This is a genomic window from Pantoea eucrina (assembly GCF_020079945.1).
GTDB classification, from domain to species: Bacteria; Pseudomonadota; Gammaproteobacteria; order Enterobacterales; family Enterobacteriaceae; genus Pantoea; species Pantoea eucrina.
In genome coordinates this window covers 3,202,915-3,218,978 of sequence record NZ_CP083448.1, presented here as the reverse complement: position 1 = coordinate 3,218,978, position 16,064 = coordinate 3,202,915, and the positions used below count along the sequence as shown (strand labels likewise).

General features: G+C 56.0%; 11 protein-coding genes, 2 tRNA genes and 2 rRNA genes. 12 read left to right on the top strand and 3 right to left on the bottom strand.

Annotated features, from left to right (window positions below):
* Positions 1–179: 179 nt before the first annotated feature.
* From LAC65_RS15315 to LAC65_RS15300, 4 genes are all read left to right on the top strand, one after another.
* Positions 180–3,085: ribosomal RNA gene (locus tag LAC65_RS15315) — 23S ribosomal RNA — on the top strand.
* Between the two features lie 63 nt (positions 3,086–3,148).
* Positions 3,149–3,264, top strand: a 5S ribosomal RNA gene (gene rrf, locus LAC65_RS15310).
* Between the two features lie 101 nt (positions 3,265–3,365).
* Positions 3,366–3,442, top strand: a tRNA-Asp gene (locus LAC65_RS15305).
* Positions 3,443–3,450: 8 nt separating this feature from the next.
* Positions 3,451–3,526: transfer RNA gene (locus LAC65_RS15300), tRNA-Trp, on the top strand.
* Between the two features lie 128 nt (positions 3,527–3,654).
* Here the strand turns inward: LAC65_RS15300 and hdfR are convergent.
* On the bottom strand, positions 3,655–4,476 hold the full coding sequence (hdfR, locus tag LAC65_RS15295) for an HTH-type transcriptional regulator HdfR (RefSeq protein WP_039381140.1): 822 nt from the start codon (positions 4,474–4,476) through the stop codon (positions 3,655–3,657).
* Between the two features lie 121 nt (positions 4,477–4,597).
* On the opposite strand from hdfR, the gene LAC65_RS15290 reads away from it, so the two are divergent.
* On the top strand, positions 4,598–4,936 hold the full coding sequence (locus LAC65_RS15290) for a MaoP family protein (protein WP_039381138.1): 339 nt from the start codon (positions 4,598–4,600) through the stop codon (positions 4,934–4,936).
* Between the two features lie 28 nt (positions 4,937–4,964).
* Here the strand turns inward: LAC65_RS15290 and LAC65_RS15285 are convergent, their stop codons facing one another.
* Positions 4,965–6,485 carry a YifB family Mg chelatase-like AAA ATPase gene (locus LAC65_RS15285; protein WP_039381135.1) on the bottom strand — a complete coding sequence of 507 codons (1,521 nt, stop codon included), beginning with the start codon at positions 6,483–6,485 and terminating at the stop codon, positions 4,965–4,967.
* 327 nt (positions 6,486–6,812) lie between these two features.
* Between LAC65_RS15285 and ilvL the strand changes: the two genes are divergently transcribed.
* The 6 genes from ilvL (at position 6,813) to ilvA (ending at position 13,373) form a co-directional block, all read left to right on the top strand.
* Positions 6,813–6,911: an ilv operon leader peptide gene (gene ilvL / locus LAC65_RS15280; RefSeq protein WP_071669254.1), complete on the top strand. Its 99-nt coding sequence runs from the start codon at positions 6,813–6,815 to the stop codon at positions 6,909–6,911.
* A 149-nt stretch (positions 6,912–7,060) separates the two neighbouring features.
* On the top strand, positions 7,061–8,707 hold the full coding sequence (gene ilvG, locus LAC65_RS15275) for an acetolactate synthase 2 catalytic subunit (RefSeq protein ID WP_039381132.1): 1,647 nt from the start codon (positions 7,061–7,063) through the stop codon (positions 8,705–8,707).
* The gene (gene ilvM, locus LAC65_RS15270; RefSeq protein ID WP_039381130.1) at positions 8,704–8,961 is read left to right on the top strand and encodes an acetolactate synthase 2 small subunit; all 258 of its coding nucleotides are present in this window, start codon (positions 8,704–8,706) and stop codon (positions 8,959–8,961) included. Before ilvG ends, ilvM begins: the two co-directional genes overlap by 4 nt.
* An 18-nt stretch (positions 8,962–8,979) precedes the next feature.
* Complete coding sequence (locus LAC65_RS15265) at positions 8,980–9,909, top strand: branched-chain amino acid transaminase (RefSeq protein ID WP_039381127.1); 930 nt, start codon at positions 8,980–8,982, stop codon at positions 9,907–9,909.
* A 61-nt stretch (positions 9,910–9,970) separates the two neighbouring features.
* A complete protein-coding gene (ilvD, locus tag LAC65_RS15260) occupies positions 9,971–11,821 on the top strand; it encodes a dihydroxy-acid dehydratase (RefSeq protein ID WP_039381124.1) in 1,851 nt (616 codons plus the stop codon).
* Between the two features lie 4 nt (positions 11,822–11,825).
* Positions 11,826–13,373 carry a threonine ammonia-lyase, biosynthetic gene (gene ilvA, locus LAC65_RS15255; protein ID WP_071669255.1) on the top strand — a complete coding sequence of 516 codons (1,548 nt, stop codon included), beginning with the start codon at positions 11,826–11,828 and terminating at the stop codon, positions 13,371–13,373.
* Here ilvA and ilvY read toward each other — a convergent pair whose 3' ends face one another.
* The gene (gene ilvY, locus LAC65_RS15250; protein WP_039381119.1) at positions 13,374–14,255 is read right to left on the bottom strand and encodes an HTH-type transcriptional activator IlvY; all 882 of its coding nucleotides are present in this window, start codon (positions 14,253–14,255) and stop codon (positions 13,374–13,376) included.
* A gap of 164 nt (positions 14,256–14,419) precedes the next feature.
* Between ilvY and ilvC the strand changes: the two genes are divergently transcribed.
* Complete coding sequence (ilvC, locus tag LAC65_RS15245) at positions 14,420–15,895, top strand: ketol-acid reductoisomerase (protein ID WP_039381116.1); 1,476 nt, start codon at positions 14,420–14,422, stop codon at positions 15,893–15,895.
* Positions 15,896–16,064: the final 169 nt, after the last annotated feature.

Below are 16,064 nucleotides of genomic sequence, written 5' to 3'. Positions count from 1 at the left end.
ATACTTCAGAATATGCTGTTAAGCATATTGCGAAGTATTTGCTCTTTAACAATCCGGAACAAGCTGAAAATTTGAAACGACCGCGTCGTATTCGTTCTCCGTAATAAGAACGATGCGCGATGCGGCCGGGTCTCAAGATTATCGCGATTCACAGCGTTCAAAACGCCTGTGGGTTGTGAGGTTAAGCGACCAAGCGTACACGGTGGATGCCCTGGCAGTCAGAGGCGATGAAGGACGTGCTAATCTGCGAAAAGCGCCGGCAAGGTGATATGAACCGCTACAGCCGGCGATGTCCGAATGGGGAAACCCGGTGCACCCAGTGCATCATCGCAGCATGAATACATAGTGCTGCGAGGCGAACCGGGGGAACTGAAACATCTAAGTACCCCGAGGAAAAGAAATCAACCGAGATTCCCCCAGTAGCGGCGAGCGAACGGGGAGCAGCCCAGAGCCTGAATCAGCTTGTGCGTTAGTGGAAGCGTCTGGAAAGGCGCGCGATACCGGGTGACAGCCCCGTACACGAAAACGCACAGGCTGTGAGCTCGAAGAGTAGGGCGGGACACGTGGTATCCTGTCTGAATATGGGGGGACCATCCTCCAAGGCTAAATACTCCTGACTGACCGATAGTGAACCAGTACCGTGAGGGAAAGGCGAAAAGAACCCCGGCGAGGGGAGTGAAACAGAACCTGAAACCGTGTACGTACAAGCAGTGGGAGCCTTCTTTATGGGGGTGACTGCGTACCTTTTGTATAATGGGTCAGCGACTTATATTCTGTAGCAAGGTTAACCGCATAGGGGAGCCGTAGGGAAACCGAGTCTTAATTGGGCGCTAAGTTGCAGGGTATAGACCCGAAACCCGGTGATCTAGCCATGGGCAGGTTGAAGGTTGGGTAACACTAACTGGAGGACCGAACCGACTAATGTTGAAAAATTAGCGGATGACCTGTGGCTGGGGGTGAAAGGCCAATCAAACCGGGAGATAGCTGGTTCTCCCCGAAAGCTATTTAGGTAGCGCCTCGTGAACTCATCTCCGGGGGTAGAGCACTGTTTCGGCTAGGGGGCCATCCCGGCTTACCAACCCGATGCAAACTGCGAATACCGGAGAATGTTATCACGGGAGACACACGGCGGGTGCTAACGTCCGTCGTGAAGAGGGAAACAACCCAGACCGCCAGCTAAGGTCCCAAAGTCATGGTTAAGTGGGAAACGATGTGGGAAGGCACAGACAGCCAGGATGTTGGCTTAGAAGCAGCCATCATTTAAAGAAAGCGTAATAGCTCACTGGTCGAGTCGGCCTGCGCGGAAGATGTAACGGGGCTAAACCATGCACCGAAGCTGCGGCAGCGACGCTTGCGTCGCTGGGTAGGGGAGCGTTCTGTAAGCCGCAGAAGGTGGCCTGTGAGGGCTGCTGGAGGTATCAGAAGTGCGAATGCTGACATAAGTAACGATAAAGCGGGTGAAAAGCCCGCTCGCCGGAAGACCAAGGGTTCCTGTCCAACGTTAATCGGGGCAGGGTGAGTCGACCCCTAAGGCGAGGCCGAAAGGCGTAGTCGATGGGAAGCAGGTTAATATTCCTGCACTTGGTGTTGCTGCGAAGGGGGGACGGAGAAGGCTAGGTTATCCGGGCGACGGTTGTCCCGGTTTAAGCGTGCAGGTGTGAAGACCAGGCAAATCCGGTCTTCTTTAACACTGAGGCGTGACGACGAGGCTCTACGGAGCCGAAGTAACTGATGCCCTGCTTCCAGGAAAAGCCTCTAAGCTCCAGGCAACACGAAATCGTACCCCAAACCGACACAGGTGGTCAGGTAGAGAATACCAAGGCGCTTGAGAGAACTCGGGTGAAGGAACTAGGCAAAATGGTGCCGTAACTTCGGGAGAAGGCACGCTGGCGCGTAGGTGGAGGGACTTGCTCCCCGAGCCGAGGCCAGTCGAAGATACCAGCTGGCTGCAACTGTTTATTAAAAACACAGCACTGTGCAAACACGAAAGTGGACGTATACGGTGTGACGCCTGCCCGGTGCCGGAAGGTTAATTGATGGGGTTATCCGCAAGGAGAAGCTCTTGATCGAAGCCCCGGTAAACGGCGGCCGTAACTATAACGGTCCTAAGGTAGCGAAATTCCTTGTCGGGTAAGTTCCGACCTGCACGAATGGCGTAATGATGGCCAGGCTGTCTCCACCCGAGACTCAGTGAAATTGAAATCGCTGTGAAGATGCAGTGTACCCGCGGCAAGACGGAAAGACCCCGTGAACCTTTACTACAGCTTGACACTGAACATTGAGCCTTGATGTGTAGGATAGGTGGGAGGCTTTGAAGCGCGGACGCCAGTCCGCGTGGAGCCATCCTTGAAATACCACCCTTTAACGTTTGATGTTCTAACGTGGGCCCGTTATCCGGGCTGCGGACAGTGTCTGGTGGGTAGTTTGACTGGGGCGGTCTCCTCCCAAAGCGTAACGGAGGAGCACGAAGGTTGGCTAATCCTGGTCGGACATCAGGAGGTTAGTGCAATGGCATAAGCCAGCTTGACTGCGAGAGTGACGGCTCGAGCAGGTGCGAAAGCAGGTCATAGTGATCCGGTGGTTCTGAATGGAAGGGCCATCGCTCAACGGATAAAAGGTACTCCGGGGATAACAGGCTGATACCGCCCAAGAGTTCATATCGACGGCGGTGTTTGGCACCTCGATGTCGGCTCATCACATCCTGGGGCTGAAGTAGGTCCCAAGGGTACGGCTGTTCGCCGTTTAAAGTGGTACGCGAGCTGGGTTTAGAACGTCGTGAGACAGTTCGGTCCCTATCTGCCGTGGGCGCTGGAGAATTGAGGGGGGTTGCTCCTAGTACGAGAGGACCGGAGTGAACGCACCGCTGGTGTTCGGGTTGTCACGCCAGTGGCACTGCCCGGTAGCTAAGTGCGGAAAAGATAAGTGCTGAAAGCATCTAAGCACGAAACTTGCCCCGAGATGAGTTCTCCCTGGCTCCCTGAGAGCCCTGAAGGGACGTTGAAGACGACGACGTTGATAGGCCGGGTGTGTAAGCGCAGCGATGCGTTGAGCTAACCGGTACTAATGACCCGTGAGGCTTAACCTTACAACGCCAGAGGCGTTTTGAGAGACCCGATTTTCAGCTTGTTTTGCCGGATAACAGAATTTGCCTGGCGGCCACAGCGCGGCGGTCCCACCTGACCCCATGCCGAACTCAGAAGTGAAACGCCGTAGCGCCGATGGTAGTGTGGGGCCTCCCCATGCGAGAGTAGGGAACTGCCAGGCATCCAATTAAGACCAGAGCTTCTGGTCGTGACCTCCCGGTGACGCGGAGAGGGCGAAACACCTGGCTTCAGGCGCGGTCCTGAGGGCAGTAAAGAATCGGTGGAGCGGTAGTTCAGTTGGTTAGAATACCTGCCTGTCACGCAGGGGGTCGCGGGTTCGAGCCCCGTCCGTTCCGCCACCCTATTTAGGGGCGTAGTTCAATTGGTAGAGCACCGGTCTCCAAAACCGGGTGTTGGGGGTTCGAGTCCCTCCGCCCCTGCCAGAAAACAATCCTTTGCTTCGGCAAAGGATTTTTTTTTGCCTGAAATTCAGGATCCTTCTGCATCCTTTCAAAAAAAGAAAGAGTCTGCGCCCGCTTTCACAGCTTCAGACCCTTCTCAATCTGCTATCTCAGTGCGTCAGAACCGGAAATTTGAGCAGCTGGCGGATATGCGTTTGCTGATCGCTATTCTGCAGCCAGACGGCATATAGCGGACGCACCGCTACCGGTGTATCAGGGATCGGCACAATATCGTTATATATTCCCTGCCAGGAATCGGGTAAAAAAGCACAGGCCCCGGTAGTGTGTAACAGTTCCCGCGTTACATGTGCCGATGTCGTGGTTAATACCGGAACATCATCACTCGACAAATAGCTCTCATGCTGATGAAAATCTGCGCCCCATTCCAGTTTGATATAATCATACTTCTCGCGTTTTTCCGTTTTACGCGCCCGGAACAGAGCAAGTGAAATATGACCAATCTGCTGGCTGGTCAGCTCATCCATTTTTGGCGCTTCCGTGGTGATTAGCAGATCAAGCTGCCGCTCATGCAGCTGTTTAACCAGCAGATGACGCTGGGCAATACGGGCTTCCATATGCAGGCTCTCACGGTTCTCATAGAGCGTCTGAAGCCAGGGCGTGAGATAAGCCTCCCACAGGGAAGCGCTGGCACCGATTGAGAGCTCATGATGCTGCTGCGTATGCGAAACCTCTTTCTTTGCCATCAGCCAGGTACTCATCAGGCTTTCCGCATAAGGTAATAACCGCTCACCTGCTGAAGTCAGGCGGATGTTATTACGATGGCGGGTAAAGAGATTTACGCCCAGCTGGTTTTCCAATTGACGGATGCGAAAACTGACAGCAGATTGCGTAAGGTACAGCGCCTCCGCAGCACGTCCAAAATGACGCGTTCTGCTCACCTCCAGAAAAGTTTTCAGTAATTCCGTATCCACACTATTCTCCCAAAATTTGTTTGTCGTACTGATTTAAATGTTTTGTTTTACACTCTGTCAAGCCTATCTAATACTCCGCGCCATAAATAGCACGGCCATATGAGAATCAGGAGCGTGTAAAATGGCGGAAAGCTTCGCAACAACAAATCGTTTCTTCGATAACAAACATTATCCACGTGGATTTTCACGTCACGGTGATTTCACCATTAAAGAAGCCCAGCTTCTGGAGCGTCACGGATACGCTTTTAATGAGCTTGATCTGGCAAAACGCGAACCGGTAACAGAAGAAGAGCGGTCGTTTCTTGAAGTGTGCCGCGGACAACGTGAGCCGCTGACCGAAGCAGAGCGCGTCTGGTCTAAGTATATCGCCCGCATCAAGCGTCCCAAGCGCTTTCACACCCTGTCGGGTGGCAAGCCGCAGATGGATACGGTTGAAGATTTCAGCGACAGTGATGACTGATAAAACGGGGCTCTGAACGGCCCCGTTTTTATTCCAGCGTCTTATGCAGATAAATCATTAAACGATCGATACTGCGGTAGCTCACCGCTTCCTGCAGATGTGGCCGTACTATCTGTGTTTCCCCGGCAAGATCGGTGATGGTTCTGGCCACTTTCAGGATGCGCTGCCATGCACGCACCGACAAACCCAGCGTATTAAGTATTCCTTCCAGCCACTCTGCATCAGCCTGTAACAACGCACAGTCGCGCGCGATCTCCGCATTAGTAAGATGGGCATTAATTTTGCCGGCGCGCGCCTGCTGTCGTGCTCTGGCTGCCAGCACCCGTTCCCTGACCTGTGCAGTGCTCTCGCCGGTGACAGCCTGCTGACTCAGGCTACCGCCTGGCAGCAGCGGGATCTCAAGCGACAAATCAAAGCGGTCCAGAAAGGGCCCTGACAACCGGCTGAGATAACGCAGTACCTGCTGTGGTGAACAGCGGTTGTGATTGCCCTGGTAATGCCCGGTGGGGCTGGGGTTCATTGCGCCTATCAGCTGAAAGCGCGCAGGATAAGTCACTTTAGCCCGCGTACGGGAGAGCGCAATTTCGCCTGATTCAATAGGTTCACGCAGCGCATCAAGGACGCGGCGATCAAATTCCGGTAACTCATCCAGAAACAGTACGCCATTGTGTGCCAGTGATATTTCACCCGGGCGGGGTATAGAGCCTCCGCCAACCAGCGCATAGAGTGAGGCGCTGTGATGAGGTGCCCTGAAAGGGCGCTTGCGCCACTGAGCGCGCTGTTCACCATTGCTGACCAGGCTGGCAATTGCCGCACACTCCAGCGCTTCACCGTCGTCCAGCGGGGGCATAATGCCCGGCAGACGCGTCGCCAGCATCGTTTTGCCTGTACCGGGTGGTCCGAGCAGCAGCAGATTATGTCCGCCTGCTGCTGCAATCTCCAGCGCGCGTCGTCCCTGCTGCTGACCAATAACGTCACGCAGATCCTGCGGTGAGTCCGTGGCCTCTTCGGCAACGGTCTGCGCCACTCTGAGCGTGGTCTGATTGTGCAGAAAAGCGCATATTTCACTAAGATGCACGCCGGTCAGCGTTTCGCCCTGCTGGATTAATCCCACATCCTGCTGATTCTGTTCAGCAACAATCATCTGGCGGCCGGCTCTGAGCGCTGCCATAGCGGCCGGAATTGCGGCCTGCACGCCACAGAGCGCGCCGTTAAGCGCCAGCTCACCCAGGAACTCATAGCGCGTAAGTTTATCCCCTGGCAGCTGTTCTGAGGCTGCGAGAAGCGCGATAGCAATCGGCAGATCGTAGCGACCACCCTCCTTAGGCAGGTCAGCAGGCGCCAGATTGATGGTGATACGTTTGGCCGGAAAGCTGAATCCGCTATTAATAATAGCGCTGCGTACCCGTTCGCGAGCCTCCTTAACCGTGGTTTCAGGCAGGCCGACCAGCGTCAGCGCAGGCAATCCATTACTGATATGAACCTCGACGGTTACCAGCGGCGCTTCGATTCCCAGTGCCGCACGGGTCAGAACTTTAGATAAAGACATCACCCCTCCTTGTTGCCTCTATCCTTGCTCCTCAGCGCGCTATCTGCGATCCCGGTTGTGCCATTTTGACCGTCTTATTCCATATTTTTCTCTATTGTTTCACTGTTTTCGCCAAAAATGAGCGATCTCTTCCGCTAAGCATTATGCAATTACGCGCCGGGCGTGATGAATATTTATCACAAATCTGAATAACCTAGTTTTTACAAGGTGATAACGATGATTGCATCAGAACCGCGAAAAATTGGCTGATGAAAATTATTGTAAATGACCCGGTAACTATGATAACTCTGTAGGCATTACTTCGAACAAGTGAAAAAAAGACAACGTATGAAAGCCCTTCTATCCGTGATTAGCCTAGTCGTGATTAGCGTGGTGGTGATTATTAACCCACCGTGCGGGGCTGCGTCTGGAGAAAGAAAGGCTTAAAAATCAAGTCTGAAATCCCAAAAACCCCCGCACCGAAAGGTCCGGGGGTTTTTTTTTGACCAGACAAACTATCAGCTGATTAGCGAGGAGCAGATTATGAGCAGTAGCATAAAATTCTGTTGTTCTCACAGGATTACAGGAGAATAACCATGACAGGTGCACAATGGGTAGTTCAGGCATTACGCGCGCAGGGCGTTGATACCGTGTTCGGTTATCCTGGCGGCGCTATCATGCCCGTGTACGATGCGCTATATGATGGCGGCGTAGAACATCTGTTGTGCCGTCATGAGCAGGGCGCGGTGATAGCGGCTATCGGCTATGCCCGTGCTACGGGTAAAACCGGCGTCTGCATCGCAACCTCTGGTCCGGGAGCCACTAACCTGATCACTGGCCTGGCGGATGCGATGATGGATTCTGTTCCCGTAGTAGCCATCACCGGACAGGTTTCATCCGCTGTGATGGGAACCGACGCTTTTCAGGAGATTGACGTCCTTGGGCTGTCGCTGGCCTGCACCAAACACAGTTTTCTGGTTGAATCGCTTGACGATCTGCCTTCAGTGATGGCCGAAGCCTTTGCTATCGCGCAGTCGGGACGCCCGGGGCCGGTACTGGTTGATATCCCAAAAGATATCCAGATTGCCAGCGCGGAACTGACGCCCCATCTGCTGCCGGTTGAGGAGACGCTTTCCCATTCGCCGCAGCACATTGATGACGCGCGCGCCTTAATGGCACGTGCGGCAAAACCCATCCTCTATGTAGGGGGTGGCGTGGGTATGGCGCAGGCGGTACCGGCACTGCGTGCGCTGGCAAAAGAAAGCGGCATCCCGGTCGTCTCAACCCTGAAAGGGCTTGGCTGTGCAGAGAGCAGCAGCGAGCTTTATCTCGGGATGCTGGGCATGCACGGCACTAAAGCGGCCAACCTTGCCGTACAGTCGTGCGATTTGCTGATTGCAGTAGGCGCCCGCTTTGATGACCGCGTGACCGGCAAGCTGGATACCTTCGCCCCGCATGCCAGCGTTATTCATATCGATATCGATCCGGCGGAGCTGAACAAACTGCGCCGTGCTCATGTTTCGCTGCCAGGCGACCTCCGGCAGATACTGCCCGCGCTGAGTATGCCTCTGCAGATCGATGCATGGCGTCAGGAAGTCCGCGCGATGAAAGCGGAGTTTAGCTGGCGCTACGATCATCCCGGTGACGCTATTTACGCACCGCTGCTGCTGAAGCAGGTTTCCGATCGCAAACCGGACAGTACGGTTGTGACCACCGATGTGGGTCAGCATCAGATGTGGACCGCGCAGCATATGCAGTTCAGCGCGCCGGAAAATTTCATCACCTCCAGCGGTCTCGGCACCATGGGATTTGGTCTGCCGGCAGCCGTGGGGGCGCAGATTGCCCGCCCTGATGATACGGTAATCTGCGTCTCCGGTGATGGTTCCATCATGATGAACATTCAGGAGCTGGGCACGATTAAACGCAAACAGCTGCCGGTAAAAATTCTGCTGCTGGATAACCAGCGGCTGGGCATGGTGCGCCAGTGGCAGCAGCTGTTTTTCGATGGCCGCTATAGCGAGACCATCCTGACCGATAACCCCGATTTTCTGATGCTGGCCCGCGCGTTTGATATTCCAGGCCAGCGTATCAGCCGTAAAGATGAAGTTGACGCCGCGATTGATGCTCTGCTGAACAGCGAAGGACCTTATTTCCTGCATGTTTCGATTGATGAGCATGAAAACGTCTGGCCACTGGTCCCGCCGGGTGCCAGCAACGCAAACATGATGGAGAAGAGCATATGAATCAGCATCAGTTATCAATTGAAGCCCGTTTTCGCCCGGAAGTGCTGGAGCGCATTTTACGCGTTGTTCGCCACCGCGGCTTTCAGGTCTGCGCGATGAATATGGGCTCCGCCAGCAACGCAGACAATATTAATATCGAAATGACCGTTGCCAGCCAGCGCTCAGTCGATTTACTGTCTTCTCAGTTACGCAAACTTTTGGATGTCGCCTGTGTCGAGATCCAGCAGCAGACAACACAACAAATCCGCGCTTAGTCGCCAAAGGACATAACGATGAGTACGAAGAAAGCAGACTTTATTTGGTTCAACGGAGAGATGGTTAAGTGGGAAGACGCCAAGGTCAGCGTTATGTCTCACGCACTGCATTACGGCACTTCCGTGTTTGAAGGCGTACGCTGCTACGACTCGCACAAAGGCCCGGTAGTGTTCCGTCACCGTGAACATATGCAGCGTCTGCACGACTCCGCAAAAATCTATCGTTTTCCCATCAAAGCCAGCGTCGATGAGCTGATGGAAGCCTGCCGCGAAGTGATCCGCGTTAACAATCTGAAGAGTGCCTATATCCGCCCGCTGGCGTTTGTCGGCGATGTAGGCCTGGGCGTTAACCCGCCGGACGGTTTTACCACTGACGTGATTATTGCGGCTTTCCCGTGGGGAGCCTACCTCGGTCCGGAAGCGCTGGAGCAGGGTATCAACGCCATGGTCTCTTCGTGGAATCGCGTGGCGCCTAACACACTGCCTACCGCAGCCAAAGCGGGCGGTAACTATCTCTCCTCCCTGCTGGTGGGCAGCGAAGCACGCCGCCACGGCTATCAGGAAGGGATCGCGCTGGATACGCAGGGCTACATCTCTGAAGGCGCAGGCGAAAACCTGTTTGAAGTCAAAGATGGCATCCTGTTTACGCCGCCGTTTACCTCTTCCGCTCTGCCAGGCATCACCCGTGATGCAATTATCAAGCTGGCGCACGATCTCGGTATTGAAGTGCGCGAGCAGGTGCTGTCACGCGAGTCGCTCTATCTGGCCGATGAGATCTTCATGTCAGGCACCGCTGCTGAAATCACCCCGGTGCGCAGCGTTGACGGCATTCAGGTCGGCGAAGGCAAGCGTGGTCCGGTGACCACCCGAATTCAGAAAGCGTTCTTTGGCCTGTTTACCGGCGAAACCGAAGATAAATATGGCTGGCTGGATCAGGTTAATCCGTAACAAGAGATCAGCGCGGGGGCAGCAGCGCCCGCGTCATTTTTCAGACTGGAGTAAATAGAGCATGCCTAAGTACCGTTCAGCCACCACCACCCACGGCCGTAATATGGCGGGTGCCCGTGCCCTGTGGCGCGCCACCGGAATGACCGATGATGATTTCGGCAAGCCGATTATTGCGGTAGTGAACTCATTCACACAGTTTGTACCAGGGCACGTGCACCTGCGCGACCTCGGCAAGCTGGTTGCAGAGCAGATTGAAGCAGCGGGCGGTGTGGCAAAAGAGTTCAACACCATCGCGGTAGATGATGGTATCGCCATGGGACATGGCGGCATGCTGTATTCACTTCCGTCACGTGAGCTGATCGCCGACTCCGTAGAGTATATGGTCAACGCCCACTGCGCGGATGCGATGGTCTGTATCTCCAACTGCGACAAAATCACCCCGGGCATGCTGATGGCGGCACTGCGCCTCAACATTCCGGTGATCTTTGTCTCCGGCGGCCCGATGGAAGCGGGGAAAACCAAACTCTCCGACCAGATCATCAAGCTGGATCTGGTAGATGCGATGATTCAGGGGGCGAACCCCAACGTCAGCGACGCCGACAGTGAGCAGATTGAGCGCTCAGCCTGCCCAACCTGCGGCTCCTGCTCCGGAATGTTTACCGCTAACTCCATGAACTGCCTGACAGAAGCGCTGGGCCTGTCACAGCCGGGCAACGGCTCGCTGCTGGCCACCCACGCCGATCGTAAAGCGCTGTTCATCAATGCCGGTAAACGCATTGTGAGCCTGACCAAACGCTACTACGAGCAGGATGACGCCAATATGCTGCCGCGTAATATCGCGACCAAAGCAGCATTTGAGAACGCCATGACGCTGGATATCGCCATGGGCGGCTCCACCAATACCGTACTGCATCTGCTGGCGGCGGCGCAGGAGGGCGAGATCGACTTCAATATCTCCGATATCGACCGCCTGTCACGTAAAGTACCGCAGCTGTGTAAAGTGGCGCCCAGCACTCCGAAATATCATATGGAAGATGTGCACCGCGCCGGCGGCGTAATCGGTATTCTTGGCGAGCTGGATCGGGCTGGCCTGATTGACACCAGCGCGCGCAATATTCTGCAGCAGACGATGCGTGAAACGCTGGATCAGTACGACATCATGCTGACGCAGGACCAGGCCGTAAAAGATATGTTCCGCGCCGGTCCGGCGGGCATCCGCACCACGCAGGCTTTCTCGCAAAGCTGTCGCTGGGACACGCTGGATGACGATCGCGCTGAGGGCTGTATCCGTACGCGCGAACACGCCTACTCACAGGATGGCGGCCTGGCGGTTCTGTACGGTAACCTGGCAGAAGATGGCTGTATCGTTAAAACGGCGGGCGTCGATAAAGAGATCCTGACCTTTAAAGGGCCGGCTAAAGTCTATGAAAGCCAGGATGATGCCGTTGAAGCGATCCTGGGCGGTAAAGTGGTGGCCGGTGATGTCGTCGTCATTCGCTACGAAGGGCCAAAAGGGGGGCCGGGCATGCAGGAGATGCTTTATCCGACGACCTATCTGAAGTCGATGGGCCTTGGCAAAAGCTGCGCGCTGATCACCGACGGGCGCTTCTCTGGCGGCACATCTGGCCTCTCTATCGGCCACGCCTCGCCGGAAGCGGCAAGCGGCGGCACCATTGCGCTGGTAAAAGATGGCGATCTGATTGAGATCGATATCCCGAATCGCGGCATTAAGCTGGCGGTACCGGATAATGAGCTGCACGCCCGTCGTGAAGAAGAAGCTGCGCGCGGAGAAGCCGCCTGGACGCCGCATAATCGCGAACGTCAGGTCTCTTTTGCGCTGCGTGCTTACGCCTCACTGGCGACCAGCGCGGATAAAGGCGCAGTGCGCGACAAGTCGAAGCTGGGAGGCTGATGGTATGGCTGAGTCTCAACCCCTGTCTGCGTCGCCTGGCGGCGCGGAATACCTGCGTGCCATTCTGCGTGCGCCGGTTTATGAAATTGCGCAGGTAACGCCGCTGCAGAAGATGGAGAAACTCTCATCAAGGCTCGGCAACACCGTTCTGGTGAAACGTGAAGATCGGCAGCCGGTGCACAGCTTCAAGCTGCGCGGTGCCTATGCGATGATCGCCGGATTAAACGAAGAGCAGAAAGCGCGCGGCGTGGTGACCGCTTCTGCCGGTAACCACGCGCAGGGGGTTGCACTCTCAGCCAGCACGCTGGGAATTAAATCGCTGATTGTCATGCCGGTCACCACGGCGGATATCAAAGTCGATGCGGTGCGGGCGTTTGGCGGCGAAGCCTTTCTGTTTGGCGCAAATTTCGATGAGGCGAAAGCCAAAGCGATTGAGCTGGCGCAGCAGCAGGGGTACACCTTTGTGCCGCCGTTTGACCATCCGGCGGTGATTGCCGGGCAGGGCACGCTGGCGATGGAGCTGCTGCAGCAGGATGCGCATCTTGATCGCGTATTTGTTCCGGTTGGCGGCGGCGGGCTGGCAGCCGGCGTGGCGGTGCTGATTAAACAGCTGATGCCGCAGATCAAAGTCATCGCGGTGGAGTCTGAAGACTCCGCCTGCCTGAAAGCTGCGCTGACGGCGGGCGAGCCGGTGGATCTGCCGCGCGTCGGGCTGTTTGCCGAGGGCGTGGCGGTGAAACGTATCGGCAGCGAAACTTTCCGGCTCTGCCAGGAGTATCTCGACGACATCATCACCGTTGACAGCGATGCCATCTGTGCGGCGATGAAAGATCTGTTTGAGGATGTGCGGGCCGTGGCGGAACCCTCAGGTGCGCTGGCGCTGGCGGGAATGAAAAAGTATATCCAGCAGCACGACATCAAAGGCGAGCGCCTGGCACACGTGCTGTCGGGCGCCAACGTCAACTTCCACGGCCTGCGCTATGTTTCCGAACGCTGCGAGCTGGGAGAGCAGCGGGAAGCGCTGCTGGCGGTGACCATTCCTGAGCAGCAGGGCAGCTTTCTGACGTTCTGTCAGACGCTGGGCGGCCGATCGGTCACGGAATTCAACTACCGCTATGCGGATGCGGACAGCGCCTGCATCTTTGTCGGCGTGCGTCTGACGCGCGGCCTTGAAGAGCGCGGCGAGATCATCAGTCAGCTTACTGAAGGGGGCTACCAGGTGGTGGATCTCTCTGATGATGAGATGGCCAAGCTGCATGTGCGTTATATGGTCGGCGGGCGTCCGTCAAAACCGCTGCGCGAGCGGCTGTTCAGCTTTGAGTTCCCGGAGGCGCCGGGCGCGCTGCTGAAGTTTCTGCAGACGCTGGGCGCGCACTGGAATATCTCACTGTTCCACTACCGCAGCCACGGCACCGATTTTGGTCGCGTGCTGGCGGCATTTGAAGTGAATGATAAAGAACCCGATTTTGAAACTCACCTGACGGCACTGGGTTACGAGTGGCACGATGAGGCGAATAATCCGGCGTTCCGTTTCTTTCTCGCCGGGCAGTAATCAGAGCAGGTGCCAGAACGCGTGAATCAGCGGCTCCCCGAGCCGCTTTTTTTGTACGCAAACGCCCAGCTGCAGCGGCGCCACTGACTCCACGTTCTCCAGCGTCATAACCCGGTTTCGCACCGGCTCAGGGCTGTTCTCCAGCACCACATCCGGCACCAGCGCAATTCCGCAGCCCAGCGCCACCATAGAGATAATCGCCTCATGGCCCGCCACCGTAGCGTAGATCTGCGGATTAGCGAGACGATAGCGCCGGAACCAGAGATCGATGCCGCGCCGCGCCGGTCCCTGATCCGGAATAATAAACGGGATCTGCGACCAGTCGGGCTCCGTCTGCGTGGCCTGGCTGCGTACCGGGCAGGGCAGCGCCGGTGCAATCAGCACCAGCGGGATCAGCCCCAGCGGTGTAAAGCCGATGCTGGCGGGCAGCGACTCCGGCCGGCCGGCGATGGCCAGATCCGCCTCGCCAGACTGCACCATCTCAATGGCGTCCGCCGCGTCGCCGGTCGTGAGCTTGATCTCCACCTGCGGATGTTCAGCGCGAAAGCGATCGAGAATCGGCGGCAGATGGCTGTAAGCGGCAGTCACCGAGCAGAACAGACGCAGCTCACCGCTTAGCGAGGGGCCGTTGAGATCCATGACGTGACGCAGCTGCTGATACTGCAGCAGCGTCTGCTGGGCAAACTGGCGCAGCCGCTCACCCGCTTCCGTCAGCGTCACGGTGCGGTTATCACGCAGAAACAGCGCATGGCCGACATCCTCTTCCAGCCGCTGGATCTGGCGCGACAGCGTAGAGGGGCTGACGTGCATGGCGCGTGCCGTACGGCCAAAATGGCAGCTTTCTGCCAGATGCAGAAAGAGTTTTAAATCGCGTAAATCCATCCGGGATCTCCTGACATTTCGTATTGCAAAAATTGCAACGTAACGTTGTTAATATATCAATTTAAGCAATGGATTTCCTGTCATATGATGGGGTCATTCGCAGCGCTGAAACAGGCGCCGCTATCAGACAATAATGCAAACACAACATTGATGCGGAGTACCCCATGGCTAACTACTTCAACACATTAAACCTGCGCAATCAGTTAGCGCAGCTGGGCAAATGTCGCTTTATGGCGCGCGATGAGTTCGCCGATGGCGCCAGCTTCCTGAAAGGTAAAAAAGTAGTGATCGTGGGCTGCGGCGCACAGGGCCTGAACCAGGGGCTCAATATGCGCGACTCCGGGCTGGATGTAGCCTATGCGCTGCGTGCAGAAGCAATTGCAGAGAAGCGCGCCTCGTTCCGCAAAGCAACAGAAAACGGTTTTAAAGTCGGTACCTATGAAGAGCTGATCCCGCAGGCGGATCTGGTGGTTAACCTGACGCCAGACAAACAGCACTCTTCTGTTGTAAAGGCGGTTCAGCCCCTGATGAAAGATGGCGCTGCGCTGGGCTACTCGCACGGCTTTAACATTGTTGAAGTGGGCGAAACCATCCGCAAAGACATCACCGTGGTGATGGTGGCACCGAAGTGCCCGGGTACAGAAGTGCGTGAAGAGTATAAACGCGGTTTTGGTGTTCCGACGCTTATCGCCGTGCACCCGGAAAACGATCCGAAAGGCGAAGGCATGGCTATCGCGAAAGCCTGGGCTGCGGCTACCGGCGGTGACCGCGCAGGCGTGCTGGAATCCTCCTTTGTAGCGGAAGTAAAATCGGATCTGATGGGTGAGCAGACCATTCTGTGCGGTATGCTGCAGGCGGGTTCGCTGCTCTGCTTCGACAAGCTGGTGGCTGAAGGGCACGATGTCGCCTATACCGAAAAACTGATCCAGTTCGGCTGGGAAACCATCACTGAATCACTGAAGTTTGGCGGTATTACGCTGATGATGGATCGCCTGTCTAATCCGGCAAAAATCCGTGCCTGGGCGCTTTCTGAGCAGCTGAAAACGATCATGGCTCCGCTGTTCCAGAAGCATATGGATGATATCATCTCGGGTGAATTCTCCTCCGGTATGATGGCTGACTGGGCGAACGATGATAAAAACCTGCTGACCTGGCGTGAAGAGACCGGTAAAACGGCGTTTGAAAATGCGCCACAGTTTGAGGGCAAAATCGAAGAGCAGGAGTACTACGACAAAGGCGTGGTGATGGTCGCGATGGTAAAAGCGGGCGTTGAGCTGGCGTTTGAAACCATGGTAGATGCCGGCATCATTGAAGAGTCTGCATACTATGAGTCGCTGCATGAGCTGCCGCTGATTGCTAACACCATCGCACGTAAGCGCCTGTATGAGATGAACGTGGTGATCTCCGATACCGCTGAGTATGGCAACTACCTGTTCTCATTCGCCGCTGTACCGCTGCTGGAGGAGTTTATGACCACGCTGCAGCCGGGCGATCTGGGCAAAGCGACAGAAGGCACTCAGGTTGATAACGCACAGCTGCGCGACGTTAACGAAGCGATTCGTCAGCATCCGATTGAAACCGTTGGTCGCAAGCTGCGTGGCTACATGACCGATATGAAACGTATCGCGGTAGCTGGCTAAGTTCCCACCGACAATTTTCAGCCTTATCAAACCCCGGCTTGCCGGGGTTTTTTATTGCGCCACACCTCCCGTAGGGGCGCCATTAATGGCGCCCAACGCCGCACCGTCCCGGTACAACGGGCCGCATAAATGCGGCCCCTGTACGATATACCCCGCGCCGCACCGTCCC

Excerpts from the sequence above, each read along its gene's own strand:
- LAC65_RS15290 (WP_039381138.1), top strand. The coding sequence starts at position 4,598 with ATGGCGGAAAGCTTCGCAACAACAAATCGTTTCTTCGATAACAAACAT.
- ilvG (WP_039381132.1), top strand. The coding sequence starts at position 7,061 with ATGACAGGTGCACAATGGGTAGTTCAGGCATTACGCGCGCAGGGCGTT.
- ilvL (WP_071669254.1), top strand. The coding sequence starts at position 6,813 with ATGAAAGCCCTTCTATCCGTGATTAGCCTAGTCGTGATTAGCGTGGTG.
- LAC65_RS15265 (WP_039381127.1), top strand. The coding sequence starts at position 8,980 with ATGAGTACGAAGAAAGCAGACTTTATTTGGTTCAACGGAGAGATGGTT.
- ilvA (WP_071669255.1), top strand. The coding sequence starts at position 11,826 with ATGGCTGAGTCTCAACCCCTGTCTGCGTCGCCTGGCGGCGCGGAATAC.
- ilvD (WP_039381124.1), top strand. The coding sequence starts at position 9,971 with ATGCCTAAGTACCGTTCAGCCACCACCACCCACGGCCGTAATATGGCG.
- ilvC (WP_039381116.1), top strand. The coding sequence starts at position 14,420 with ATGGCTAACTACTTCAACACATTAAACCTGCGCAATCAGTTAGCGCAG.
- ilvM (WP_039381130.1), top strand. The coding sequence starts at position 8,704 with ATGAATCAGCATCAGTTATCAATTGAAGCCCGTTTTCGCCCGGAAGTG.
- ilvY (WP_039381119.1), bottom strand. The coding sequence starts at position 14,255 with ATGGATTTACGCGATTTAAAACTCTTTCTGCATCTGGCAGAAAGCTGC.
- LAC65_RS15285 (WP_039381135.1), bottom strand. The coding sequence starts at position 6,485 with ATGTCTTTATCTAAAGTTCTGACCCGTGCGGCACTGGGAATCGAAGCG.